Source organism: Bradyrhizobium sp. 1, from assembly GCF_023073315.1.
In the GTDB taxonomy this organism is placed as follows: Bacteria; Pseudomonadota; Alphaproteobacteria; order Rhizobiales; family Xanthobacteraceae; genus Bradyrhizobium.
Map to the genome: position 1 here is coordinate 760,000 of NZ_JADPJH010000033.1, position 12,669 is coordinate 772,668.

The 12,669-nt window shown below is 64.2% G+C and carries 9 protein-coding genes and 2 riboswitches; of the genes, 8 read left to right on the forward strand and 1 reads right to left on the reverse strand.

Features of this window, described 5'->3' with window-relative positions; all coding sequences use genetic code 11:
* Positions 1 to 1,446, reverse strand: a 1,446-nt coding sequence (locus tag IVB29_RS28640; RefSeq protein WP_247506735.1) for an ABC transporter substrate-binding protein, incomplete at its 3' end; no start/stop codon positions are given.
* Between the two features lie 268 nt (positions 1,447 to 1,714).
* Here IVB29_RS28640 and IVB29_RS28645 point away from each other — a divergent pair.
* From IVB29_RS28645 to IVB29_RS28680, 8 genes are all read left to right on the forward strand, one after another.
* On the forward strand, positions 1,715 to 2,845 hold the full coding sequence (locus tag IVB29_RS28645; protein WP_247506736.1) for a M20/M25/M40 family metallo-hydrolase: 1,131 nt from the start codon (positions 1,715 to 1,717) through the stop codon (positions 2,843 to 2,845).
* 95 nt (positions 2,846 to 2,940) lie between these two features.
* A riboswitch (glycine riboswitch) is annotated at positions 2,941 to 3,044 on the forward strand.
* Positions 3,045 to 3,047: 3 nt separating this feature from the next.
* Positions 3,048 to 3,161, forward strand: a riboswitch (glycine riboswitch).
* Positions 3,162 to 3,227: 66 nt separating this feature from the next.
* Positions 3,228 to 4,529 carry a D-amino acid dehydrogenase gene (locus IVB29_RS28650; RefSeq protein ID WP_247506737.1) on the forward strand — a complete coding sequence of 434 codons (1,302 nt, stop codon included), beginning with the start codon at positions 3,228 to 3,230 and terminating at the stop codon, positions 4,527 to 4,529.
* Between the two features lie 181 nt (positions 4,530 to 4,710).
* The gene (locus IVB29_RS28655) at positions 4,711 to 5,652 is read left to right on the forward strand and encodes an ABC transporter permease (RefSeq protein WP_247506738.1); all 942 of its coding nucleotides are present in this window, start codon (positions 4,711 to 4,713) and stop codon (positions 5,650 to 5,652) included.
* 17 nt (positions 5,653 to 5,669) lie between these two features.
* Complete coding sequence (locus IVB29_RS28660) at positions 5,670 to 6,557, forward strand: ABC transporter permease (RefSeq protein ID WP_247506739.1); 888 nt, start codon at positions 5,670 to 5,672, stop codon at positions 6,555 to 6,557.
* The gene (locus IVB29_RS28665; RefSeq protein WP_247506740.1) at positions 6,557 to 8,206 is read left to right on the forward strand and encodes an ABC transporter ATP-binding protein; all 1,650 of its coding nucleotides are present in this window, start codon (positions 6,557 to 6,559) and stop codon (positions 8,204 to 8,206) included. The genes IVB29_RS28660 and IVB29_RS28665 overlap by 1 nt, the downstream gene beginning before the upstream one ends.
* Before the next feature lie 210 nt (positions 8,207 to 8,416).
* Positions 8,417 to 9,922, forward strand: a complete 1,506-nt coding sequence (locus tag IVB29_RS28670) for a M81 family metallopeptidase (RefSeq protein WP_247506741.1) — start codon at positions 8,417 to 8,419, stop codon at positions 9,920 to 9,922.
* A gap of 14 nt (positions 9,923 to 9,936) precedes the next feature.
* Positions 9,937 to 11,100 (forward strand): M20 aminoacylase family protein, encoded by a 1,164-nt coding sequence (locus IVB29_RS28675; RefSeq protein WP_247506742.1) that lies wholly within the window; start codon positions 9,937 to 9,939, stop codon positions 11,098 to 11,100.
* A gap of 2 nt (positions 11,101 to 11,102) precedes the next feature.
* On the forward strand, positions 11,103 to 12,524 hold the full coding sequence (locus tag IVB29_RS28680) for an amidase (protein WP_247506743.1): 1,422 nt from the start codon (positions 11,103 to 11,105) through the stop codon (positions 12,522 to 12,524).
* The last annotated feature ends 145 nt before the right edge of the window (positions 12,525 to 12,669 follow it).

Here is a 12,669-nt window from a genome sequence, read left to right on the forward strand (position 1 = left end):
ATCGTCGAGCGAGGCAGCACGGACGAAGTCGTCCTTGAGCTTCTCGATCTTGGCGTTTTCCGCCCAGCCGAACCAGCCCTTCTTGCCCTGGCCGCCGATCGAGAGATTCGAGATCGGGTTGGACACGTCGGCGCTGACCCAATTGGTGAAGAACATGTTCCAGCCGCCCTCCTTCGGGGGCTTCTGGCTGGCTCTGCGGCTCACCACCGTCTGCCAGTCGGTCGCCTGTGCGTCGACCTTGAAGCCGGCTTCGCGGAGCAGCTGCACCGCAACGGTCGGCTGCGCCTTCAGCGTGACGACGTCGCCGGGCACCATGACCACGACGGGCGTGCCGTCATAGCCGGACTCGGCGAGCGCCTTCTTGGCTTCCGCCATGCCGTTGCCCTTCACCAGCGTTTCCGAGCCGACGTCGGTCGCAAACGGCGTGTCGCAGATGAAGAAGGCACCGCAGATCTTGTAGTATTTGGGATTGCCGACGAGCGCGTCGAGCACGTCCTTCTGGTTCATCGCCAGAAGTGCTGCACGGCGGACCTTCGGATTGTCGAAGGGCGGATAGAGGAAGTTCATGCGGCCGAGGGTCTGGTAGCCGAACTTGTTCAGCGTATCGACCTTGAGGTCGGCATTGCCTTCAAGCACGGGCAGCATGTCCCACGGCGGCACTTCCATGAAGTCGATGTCGCCCGATTGCAGCGCGTTCACCGCGGTCTGCGCGTCCGGCATGGTGATCCACTCAACGCGGTCGACCTTCACGACCTTGCCGCCTGCGGTCCAGCTCGACGGCTCCTTGCGCGGCACGTAGTCGGTGTTCTTGACGTAGACCGCCTTCACGCCGGGCTGGAATTCGCCCTGCACGAACTTGAAGGGACCGGAGCCGATCTGCTCGGGGATCTGCTTGTCCGGCGGCGTTTCGGCGAGGCGCTTCGGCATCATGAAGGGCACGCGCGAGGACGGCTTGCCAATCGATTCGAGGACGAGGCCGTAGGGCTCCTTCAGCTTCAGCGTGATGGTCTTGGGGTCAGTCGCCTCGATGCTGGCCGTGAAGGTCATCATCTGCTGGCCCATGCCGTCGACGGCGGCCCAGCGCTTGAGCGAGGCGACGCAGTCTTCCGCCGTCACCGGCGCACCGTCGTGCCATTTCAGGCCGTCACGCAGCGTGAAGGTGTAGGTGAGCTTGTCGTCGGAGACCTTCCAGTCCGCCATCTGCGGCTGGATCTTGAAATTCGAATCCGTCGTGATCAGCGTGTCATAGACCATGTAGCCATGGTCACGCGTGATGTAGGCGGTGGTGAAGATCGGATCGATGATGCGCAGATCCGAATGCATCACCGCGGTGATGGTCTTGCCGGCCGCAAATACCGGCGATGCCATCGCCGTGGACAGCGCGACGACCGACAGCGCAAGTGTGGAGGCGAACGCGCGTCGTCCCCGGCGCATCAAGCTCAACATAAAAGTTCTCCTGACGTGAAACTGTTCAAAGGCAGGTTATTGGTTGAGCATCAGGTTCGTTCCTTAGGCGAACTAACCTCATGCAATGCCTTCATCTTTCGAGACTTGCAGACAGTCTTGAGCGCGTCAATCCGGTTTCGGCGCAGCCCATGGCGTCGCGCGCACGGGCTCCACAAGGATCGGTTTGGCTCTACAACACTCTCCGTCAGTCCTGCCCCGTGCTAATGCAATGCGCGTTCCATCTTTTCGAAGCTTGAGAGACATTAAGATGAATCCAGCCAATCTTCCCTTCGATTCCGAGGCGATGCTCGAGGGCCTGCGCACCTGGGTGGAATGCGAAAGCCCGACCTGGGACGCGAGCGCCGTCAACCGCATGCTCGATATCGCAGCGCGGGATATGGCGATCATGGGTGCGACCATCGAACGCATCGGCGGCCGACAAGGCTTTGGCGGCGTCATCCGCGCGCGTTTCCCGCATCCGAAGCAGGGTGAGCCGGGCATTCTGATCGCCGGACACATGGATACCGTCCACCCGGTCGGCACCATCGAGAAGCTGAAATGGCGGCGCGAGGGCAACAAATGCTACGGCCCCGGCATCTACGACATGAAGGGCGGCAACTACCTCTCGCTGGAAGCGATCCGGCAGCTGGCGCGCGCCTCCTTCACCACGCCGCTGCCGATCACCATCCTGTTCACGCCGGACGAGGAAGTCGGCACGCCATCGACACGCGACATCATCGAAGCTGAAGCCGCGCGCAACAAATATGTGCTGGTGCCCGAGCCCGGCCGCGCCGACAACGGCGTCACCACCGGACGTTACGCCATCGCGCGTTTCAATGTCGAGGCGACGGGCCGGCCGAGCCACGCCGGCGCAACGCTGTCAGCGGGACGCTCGGCCATCCGCGAGATGGCGCGGCAGATCCTTGCGATCGACGCGATGACGACGGAGGATTGCACCTTCTCCGTCGGCGTCGTGCATGGCGGGCAATGGGTCAATTGCGTTGCCACGACCGCCACCGGTGAGGCGCTGTCCATGGCCAAGCGCCAGGCCGATCTCGATCGCGGTGTCGAACGCATGCTGGCGCTGTCGGGCACGGCAAACGACGTCACCTTCAAGGTCACACGCGGCGTGACACGGCCGGTGTGGGAGCCGGACGCAGGCACCATGGCGCTGTATGAAAAGGCACGCGCCATCGCGAAATCGCTCGGCCAGGAATTGCCGCATGCGAGCTCCGGCGGTGGCTCCGACGCCAACTTCACGGGCGCGATGGGCATCCCGTCGCTCGATGGCCTCGGCGTGCGCGGCGGCAATGGCCACACGCTGGAGGAGTTCATCGAGGTGGACAGCCTCGTCGAGCGCGGCCGGCTGATGGCGGGACTGCTTGCGACACTAGAGTAATTTGAATCAACTTCGCACTGCACAATGCGTTGGCAGTCACGGTTGAAATTTAGCCTTGTCTAAAAATGAGGCGCATCGTACTGCTCGCTGGTCCACGCGACGATGCGGGAGAGATCGCAATCAAGGGTTCGGCCTTCTTTGCGGCGCCGACGGAGCAACCGCCCCGGAAACTCTCAGGCAAAAGGACTGTATCGTCAGGACGATCTGGAGAGAGGCGGCACGATTTGAAAGGTCGTGACGTCCACCGAAGGGGATAGTCCGTAGCTGATCTGTTGAGGTCCGCGCCGGGTCAAGCTCTCAGGTAACCGTGACAGATGGGGCGCCGAACGGCCTTGCGGCCGGCGGTTAGCCTATCCTAACTCACGGGAGCCCCGAACTTTTCATGACCCATATCGCCATCATCGGCGCCGGCATCACCGGCGTGACGACTGCCTATGCCCTGCTCGAACGCGGCCTTGAGGTGACGGTGCTCGACAAGCACCGCTACGCCGCGATGGAGACCTCCTTCGCCAATGGCGGACAGCTCTCCGCCAGCAATGCCGAAGTGTGGAACAGCACCGCGACGATCCTGAAAGGCCTGCGCTGGATGTTCCGGCGCGATGCTCCGCTGCTGATGAACCCGCGGCCGAACTGGCACAAATATTCGTGGATGAGCGAGTTCGTCGCCAATATCGGCAACTACCGCGCCAACACCATCGAGACCACGCGGCTCGCGATCGAAGCCCGCAAGCATCTGTTCGAGATCGCGGAGCGCGAAGGCATCGACTTCGATCTCGAGCGCCGCGGCATCCTTCACATCTATCACGACAAGAAGGGTTTTGAATCCGGCCTGCGCGTCAACGCGCTGTTGCAGGAAGGTGGTCTCGATCGCCGCCCGGTGACATCGGAAGAAATCCGCAGCATCGAGCCGACGCTGCGCAAAGAGTATTACGGCGGCTTCTACACGCCTTCGGATGCGACCGGCGATATCCACAAATTCACGCGCGGGCTCGCAGAGGCCTGCAAACGTCGTGGCGCGACCTTCATCCACGAAGCCAACATCGACTCGATCGCGCAAGCCCAAGGCGGCTTTGTCATCGGCTGGAATGATCTTGCCGCAAGCGATGCTGTCGCATCCGCGCGCGGCATGCTGAACGCGGATGGCGTCGTGGTCTGCGCCGGCGTTGCCAGCCGTCACTTCGCTAGCCTGCTCGACGAGCGCGTCAACGTCTATCCGGTGAAGGGCTATTCGATCACCGTGCAGCTCGACACTGCCGAGAGCCGCGACGCGACGCCGACCGTCAGCCTGCTGGACGAGGCCGCCAAGATCGTCACCAGCCGGCTCGGCGCAGATCGTTTTCGTGTGGCCGGCACCGCCGAGTTCAACGACTTCAACCGCGACATTCGCGCCGACCGGGTGCAGCCGCTGGTCGACTGGGTGCGCAGCCACTTTCCGGCTGTCGAAACGTCGCGCGTTATCCCTTGGGCCGGGCTGCGGCCGATGATGCCGAACATGATGCCGGTGGTGCGCGCCGGGCGGATGCCAGGCGTGTTCTTCAACACAGGCCACGGCCATCTCGGCTGGACCCTGTCAGCCGCCACCGCGCAGATGATTGGCGCAACCATCGACGGCTGGCGCGGCCTTAACGCGCCCTCGAGCGCCTCTTCACCCCAGGTTGAGCGCGAGCTGCGTCATGCATCCTGAGTGGTCGATGTCGGCAGCTGGGTGGCCCCTTGCGACCGCCCTGCCCTTGGCACACAATTTGCCCCGAAAAGCCGGCATCTCCGGCCGGCTTTCCAGCCCGAATGATAGGCGCGCATGATAGACACGATCGAATCCACGGGCGCCCTCGGGCCCCACCAGTTCCGCAGCCGGAGATAGGTGCATGCTAGGTTATCTCATTCGCCGCGTTCTGGCCGCGGTGCCCGTGATGGGCGTCGTCGCGCTATTCGTGTTCCTGTTGCTGCGGCTGACGCCGGGCGATCCCGCCGCAATTCTCGCCGGCGACAATGCGACACCCGAACGGCTCGAGCGCATCCGCGACTCGCTCGGCCTCAATGAGCCGCTGATCGTGCAGTTCATCACCTGGGTGGGCAAGCTGTTGCACGGCGATCTCGGGACGTCGCTGATCTCCAATTTGCCTGTTATCAAGATGATTGGCCAGCGCGTCGAACCGTCGATCTCGATCGCGCTGTCGACCATCATCCTCGCCGTCATCGTCGCGGTGCCCTTAGGGGTGATCGCGGCATGGAAGCACGGCACCTGGATCGACCGCTTCGTGATGGGTCTCTCCGTGCTCGGCTTCTCCGTGCCCGTGTTCGTGGTCGGCTATCTCCTGATCGAGGTGTTCGCGATCGACCTGCGCTGGGTGCCGGTGCAGGGCTTCCGCAGCATCTTTAACGGCTTCGGACCGTTCTTCGAGCGCATCATCCTGCCGACTTGCGCGCTCTCCTTCATCTACATCGCGCTGATCGCGCGCATGACGCGCGCGGCGATGCTCGACGTTCTGGGTGAAGACTACGTCCGCACCGCACGCGCGAAGGGCATCAACGAAGTCGCCGTGATGATGCGGCACGCGCTGCGCAACGCGGCCGTGCCCGTGATCACCGTGATCGGCACCGGATTTGCGCTGCTGATCTCCGGCGTCGTCGTCACCGAGAGCGTGTTCAACATCCCCGGCATCGGCCGCCTCACGGTCGATGCGGTGCTAGCGCGCGACTATCCGGTGATCCAGGCGATGATCCTCTTGACGTCACTGATCTACGTCGTCGTTAACCTCCTGATCGACGTCGCCTACACGCTGCTCGATCCCCGGATCCGGTACTGAGGCCAAGGATAACAACAATGTCGGTCGATACCCTTCCCCAGTCATCCATCCCGATCACGTCGCCGCTGCGGCCGCGTTTCGGCTTCCTCACCTCGACGCCGATCATCGCGGCGGCCACGATCCTGCTCACGCTGATCGTGCTGGTCTCGGTCCTGGCGCCGCTGATCGCGCCGCATGATCCGATCCAGCTTGCGCCGTCGCAGCGGCTGAAGCCGTCGTCGGCGCAATTTCTGCTCGGCACCGACGCCTACGGACGCGACCTGTTGTCACGCGTCATTTATGGCGGCCGCATCTCGCTGCTGATCGGCATCGGCTCGGCGATCCTTGCGGTCGTGATTGGGCTCGCGATCGGCCTCGTCTCCGGCTTCTTCAAGCTGGTCGACTCGGTCCTGATGCGCGTCATGGACGGGCTGATGGCGATGCCGAGCATTCTGCTTGCGATCGCCGTCGTGTCGCTGTCGGGTGCCAGCATCTGGACCGTGCTGATCGCGATCACCATCCCCGAAGTTCCGCGCGTGGCCCGCCTGGTGCGCTCCGTCGTGCTGTCGGCGCGGGAGGAGCCCTATGTCGAAGCCGCGATCTCGGTCGGCTCGTCCCTGCCGAAGATCATGTGGCGGCATTTGATGCCGAACACGATCGCGCCGCTGATCGTGCAGGGCAGTTACGTCTGCGCCTCTGCGATCCTCACCGAAGCCATCCTCTCCTTCCTCGGCGCCGGCATCTCGCCGGAGACGCCGACCTGGGGCAACATCATGGCCGAAGGCCGCCAGTATTTTCAGCTCAAGCCAACGCTGATTTTCTGGCCGGGCCTGCTGCTCTCGATCGCCATCCTCAGCATCAATCTGATCGGCGACGCCGCCCGCGACGCACTCGATCCGCGTATGAAGCAGCGGGAAGGCAAGTGATGAGCAACCTGATCCTCGACATCAACAACCTCGTCGTCTCCGTCGGCAAGAAGCCGAACGCGCCAAAGATCATCGACGGCATCTCGATCCAGGTCCACGAGCGCGAGACGCTGTGCCTCGTCGGCGAAAGCGGCTCCGGCAAGTCGGTGACCTCGCTCACCACGATGGGCCTGCTGCCGAAGGGCACGCTGGTTCCGACCGGCGGCAGCATCAAGCTGGTCGGCGAGGAGATCCTTACCGCGACCGATCGCCGCCTGCGCCAGCTGCGCGCGACACAGATGGCGATGATCTTCCAGGAGCCGATGACCGCGCTCAATCCGGTGGTTCCGGTCGGCCGCCAGATCGACGAAGTGCTGCGCGCCCACACCAAACTCGACGCCAGGGCGCGGAAGAAGCGCATCCTCGAGATGATGGAGCAGGTCCGCCTGCCCCAGGTCGAGCGCATCTTCGCCTCCTACCCGCACCGCCTCTCCGGCGGCCAGCGCCAGCGCATCATGATCGCGATGGCTCTGGTGCTCGAGCCGAAGCTGCTGATCGCGGACGAGCCAACCACCGCGCTCGACGTCACCACGCAGAAGCAGATTTTGACCCTGATCCGCGACCTCCAGCGCGATCACGGCACGGCCGTGCTGTTCATCACCCATGACATGGGCGTGGTCGCCGAGATCGCCGACCGCGTCGCTGTGATGCGGCAGGGCCGGCTGGTCGAGACCGGCCCGCTCAAGAGCGTGCTGCGCAATCCGACCATGGAATACACCCGCAATTTGCTCTCGGCAGTGCCGAGCCTGGTGCCGCGGGCGGCGCGGCCCGAGACCAAAGAGCCGGTGGTGCTCGAAGCCAACGACCTCAGCAAGGTCTACAAGGAGCGCGCCTTCTTCGGCAAAGGCCGTGAGGTCGTCGCCGCCGACAAGGTGACGCTGACGCTGCGCAAGGGCCGCACGCTCGGCATCGTCGGCGAGAGCGGCTCGGGCAAGTCGACCGTGGCACGCTGCATCGTACGCCTGATCGATCCGACCTCCGGCGGCGTGCGCCTCGCCGGCCGCGAGATCTCCGACCTCTCGCGGCGCCTGCTCCAACCGCATCGGCAAAAAATCCAGATCGTATTCCAGGATCCCTACCGCTCGCTCAACCCGCGCGTCACCGTCGGCGAGACCATCGCGGAGGGCCCGATCAATTACGGCACCTCGCATGCCGATGCCATGAAGCGGGCGCGCGAGCTGCTCGAACTGGTCGGCCTGCCCGCGGACGCCGTGACGCGCTATCCGCACCAGTTCTCCGGCGGCCAGCGCCAGCGCATCGCCATTGCGCGCGCACTCGCGCTCGATCCGGACGTGCTGGTCGCGGACGAAGCGGTCTCGGCGCTCGACGTCTCCGTGCAGGCGCAGGTGCTGGAACTGCTCGACGAGATTCAGAAGCGGCTCGGTATCGCCATTCTGTTCATCACCCACGATCTGCGCGTCGCAGCACAGATCTGCGACGAGGTCGTGGTGATGCAGCATGGCCGCGTCGTCGAACAGGGCCCGGCCGCCGAAGTGCTGACGCATCCGAAGGAGGCCTATACCAGGGCATTGCTGGAGGCAGCCCCCGGCCGCGGCTGGGACTTTGCGAACTTCCGGCCGGTGTCGGAAGGCGTGGCGGCGACCGCGTAGTCTCTCCCTCGTCATTGCGAGCTCAGCGAAGCAATCCAGGTTGTCCCCGCGGAGGGATTCTGGATTGCTTCGCTTCGCTCGCAATGACGGGAGCGATCACCAGCATTCGAAAATGACTTAAAGCCATGCGCGACGGCATGAGCTCCTCGCTTGCCCTCGCCGCAAGCACAGGGCTAACGTCGCGCACTTTCAATCGCTGGGCTTGAGTTGATGACACGTATCGCCGTCGGCGGCTTCCTGCACGAGACCAATACCTTCGCTCCGACGAAGGCGACATTCGCGGACTTCCAGCATGGCGGCGGCTGGCCGGCGATGACGCAAGGGCCTGATGTGCTGAAGGTGATGCGCCACATCAATGTCGGCCTCGCCGGCTTCGTCGACAGCGCCGAGGCCAATGGCTGGGAACTCGTTCCGACGATCGCCTGCGGCGCCAGCCCATCGGCGCACGTCACCAAGGATGCCTTCGAGCGCATCGTGAAAGTCATGGTCGACGGCATCGCCGCCGCCGGCCCGCTCGACGCGGTCTATCTCGACCTGCATGGCGCGATGGTGACCGAACATCTCGACGACGGCGAAGGCGAGATTCTGGCGCGCGTGCGCCGCGTCATCGGCAAGGACATTCCGCTGGTCGTGAGCCTCGACCTCCACGCCAATGTCACACCCGAGATGATGGAACATGCGGATGCGCTGATCGCCTATCGCACCTATCCGCATGTCGACATGGCCGAGACCGGCCGCGCCTCAGCAAAGCATCTCGAGCTGCTGCTGAAGACCGGGCAGCGCTTCGCAAAGTCGTTCCGCCAATTGCCCTTCCTGATCGCGATCAGCTGGCAATGCACCAACGACTATCCCACCAAGGGCATCTACGAAAAGCTCGCCGCTCTCGAAAACGATGCGGTTCCGACATTGTCCTTCGCGCCGGGCTTCCCTGCCGCCGATTTCCGCGACTGCGGGCCGAGCGTCTTCGCCTATGGCAAGACGCAAGAAGACGCCGACGGCGCGGCGGATGCCATCGTCAAGCTGATCGAGAGCCACGAAAACGATTTCGATGGCAAGATCTGGACACCCGACGACGGCGTGCGTCACGCCATGGAACTCTCGAAGGTCGCCAGCAAGCCGATCATCATCGCCGATACCCAGGACAATCCCGGCGCCGGCGGCGATTCCGACACCACCGGCATGCTGCGCGCGCTGGTGCGCAACAGAGCGAGCGCTGCGACCGGCGCGATCTACGATCCGGAATCGGCCAAGGCCGCGCATGCGGCCGGCGTGGGTGCCACCGTGACGCTGTCGCTCGGCGGCAAGTCCGGCATTCCCGGCGATGAGCCCTATCGCGAAACCTTTGTCGTCGAAAAGCTCTCCGACGGACGCTTCATCGCGCCCGGCCCCTATTACGGCGGCCGCGAGATGGAAATGGGCCCCTCCGCAGCCTTGCGCATCGGCAACGTCCGCGTGGTCGTCAGTTCGCATAAGGCGCAGCTCGCCGACCAGGCGATGTATCGTTACGTCGGCATCGAGCCGACGCAAGAAAAGATTCTGGTCAACAAGAGCTCGGTGCATTTCCGCGCCGATTTCGAGCCGATCGCCGAAAAGCTGATGATCTGCGCCGCGCCCGGCGCGATGCCGGCCGACACGGCCACGCTGCCCTGGACGCGCCTGCGTCCGGGCATCCGCATCAAGCCGAACGGCCCCGTTTTCAATCCCCCTTCACGCTAACCGGACAGGAACACATGCCCACGATCGAACGTATCGACGGCTATGCCGACGAACTCACTGCCATCCGCCGCGACCTCCACGCCCATCCCGAGATCGGCTTCGAGGAAGTGCGCACCTCCGGCATCGTCGCCGACAAGCTGAAGAGCTGGGGCATCGAGGTGCATCGTGGCCTCGGCGGCACCGGCGTGATCGGCGTCATCAAGGGCAAGGGTTCGAGCGGCAAGCGCATCGGCCTGCGCGCCGACATGGACGCGCTGCCGATGGAAGAGAACACCAATCTGAAATGGAGCTCGAAAATCCCCGGCCGGTTCCACGGCTGCGGCCATGACGGCCACACCACCATGCTGCTCGGCACCGCGCGCTATCTCGCCGAAACCAAAAACTTCGACGGCACCGTGCATCTGATCTTCCAGCCGGCCGAGGAAGGCCTCGGCGGCGCCCGCGCCATGATCAAGGACGGGCTGTTCGAGAAATTTCCCTGCGACGAGCTCTACGGCCTGCACAACGCGCCCGACCTCAACCACGGCGAGATCGCGATCCTGCCCGGCCCGGCGATGGCCAGCGCCGACTTCTTCGACCTTCGCATCACCGGCTACGGCGCGCATGGCGCAATGCCCGAACGCTCCAAGGACGCGGTGATCATCGCGACCACGCTGGCGCAGGCGATCCAGACCATCGTCAGCCGCAACGTCGAGCCGCTGCAGGCCGCCGTCGTCTCGATCACCCAGATCCATGCAGGCTCCGCCTACAACGTCATTCCCGGCGACGCACATCTGTGCGGCACCATCCGCACCTTCTCGAAGGAAGTCCGCACCCTGATCGCCGAACGCATCCGCACGATCTGCGCCGGCATCGCGAGCGCCTATCAGTGCGTGATCGACGTCGACATCCGCGACACTTTCGACGTGCTGGTCAACCAGGTCGAGCAGTCCAAGGTGGTCGAGGACGTTGCGCGCACAATCGTCAACCCCGCCAACGTCATCACGCGCGCCCAGCCGAAGATGGGCAGCGAGGATTTCGCCGACATGTTGCAGACCATTCCCGGCGCCTATTTCTGGGTCGGTCATGACGGCACGGTGCCGGTGCACAATCCCGGCTTTGTGCTCGACGACAAGATCCTCCCGATCGGCGCCAGTATGTTCGCCCGGATCATCGAAACGCGCATGCCGGTGGGCTAACAATGCATAAAGAGAGCGTCGAAGAGGCGGTTACCTCGCTGCACGATCTCTCCGCGGTCGATCTGATCGCGGGCTATCGGGCAAAACAGTTCTCGCCGAGCGAAGTGCTGGAGGATTTGCTTACGCATGTCGCTGCGTGGGAACCGCATCTCAAGGCGCTCTATGCATTCGATCCCGACAGCGCGCGCGAGGCCGCAAAAGCCTCGACCGCGCGCTGGTCCGGCGGCGAGCCATCGGGCGCGCTCGACGGCGTGCCTGTCACGGTGAAGGACAACATCGCGACCAAGGGCGTGCCCGTGCCGCTGGGCGCCGCCAGCGTCAAGCTGGTGCCGGCCGAGAAGGACGCACCGCCCGCGGCACGTTTGCGCGAGGCCGGCGCGGTCATCTTCGCCAAGACCACGATGCCCGATTATGGCATGCTGTCCTCCGGGCTCTCCAGCTTCCATGCGCTCGCGCGTAATCCCTGGGACCTCTCCAAGAACCCCGGTGGCTCCAGCGCTGGCGCAGGCGCTGCTGCCGCGGCCGGCTACGGCCCGCTGCATCTCGGCACCGATATCGGCGGCTCGGTGCGCCTGCCCGCCGCCTGGTGCGGCCTCGTCGGCCTGAAGCCGAGCTTTGGCCGCGTGCCGATCGATCCTGTCTATGTCGGCCGTGTCGCGGGCCCCATGACCCGCACGGTTGATGATTGCGCGCTGATGATGAACGTGATCGCAAAACCCGACCGGCGCGACGGCATGAGCCTGCCCGCCGAGCCGCTCAACTGGAAAGGACTGGAGAAGTCCCCGCGAAAGCTCCGCATCGGGCTGATGCTCGATGCTGGCGTCGGCCTGCCCGCGGAAAAGCCGGTCCGTGACGTCGCGGTGAAAGCTGCAAAGGCGTTCGAATCCGCAGGTAGCGTCGTCACCGAAGTCGACGGCATCTTGACGCGCGACATGCTCGATGGCCTCGATAATTTCTGGCGCGCGCGGATGTGGGACGATCTCGTCAAGCTGACGCCGGCCGAACAGGCAAAGGTGCTGCCCTACATCTTCAAATGGGGCGAATCCGGCGCAAAGCTCTCGGGTGTCGACGTGATCCGCGGCTTCAACCAGACCATGGCGATCCGCAATGCTGCGGCAAAGCTGTTCTGCGAGTTCGACTATGTGATCTCGCCGACCGCGCCGAATGTGAACTACCCCGCGGACTGGGCTTCGCCCACCAACGATCCGATGAGACCGTTCGAGCACATCTGCTATACCGTGCCGTGGAATATGTCGGAGAACCCCGCCGTCTCCCTCAATGGTGGCTTCGACGCCAACGGTTTTCCGATCGGCGTGCAGATCGTCGGCCGGCGCTTCGACGATATCGGCGTGCTCGGCATGGCCAAGGCTTTTGAGAGCCTGCGCGGCCCGCAGAAGCCCTGGCCCAAGCCGCCGGCTAGTTAATCGCACCGTCGTTATTCCGGGTTGCGCCCTCTTGGCGCAAGCCCGGCATCCATTCATCCGCCATCCAAGCTGCACAATGGATTCTCGGGTGCGCAATTGCGCACCGGAGCTCGCGCTTCGCGCGCACCGGAATGACGTGGTAGAG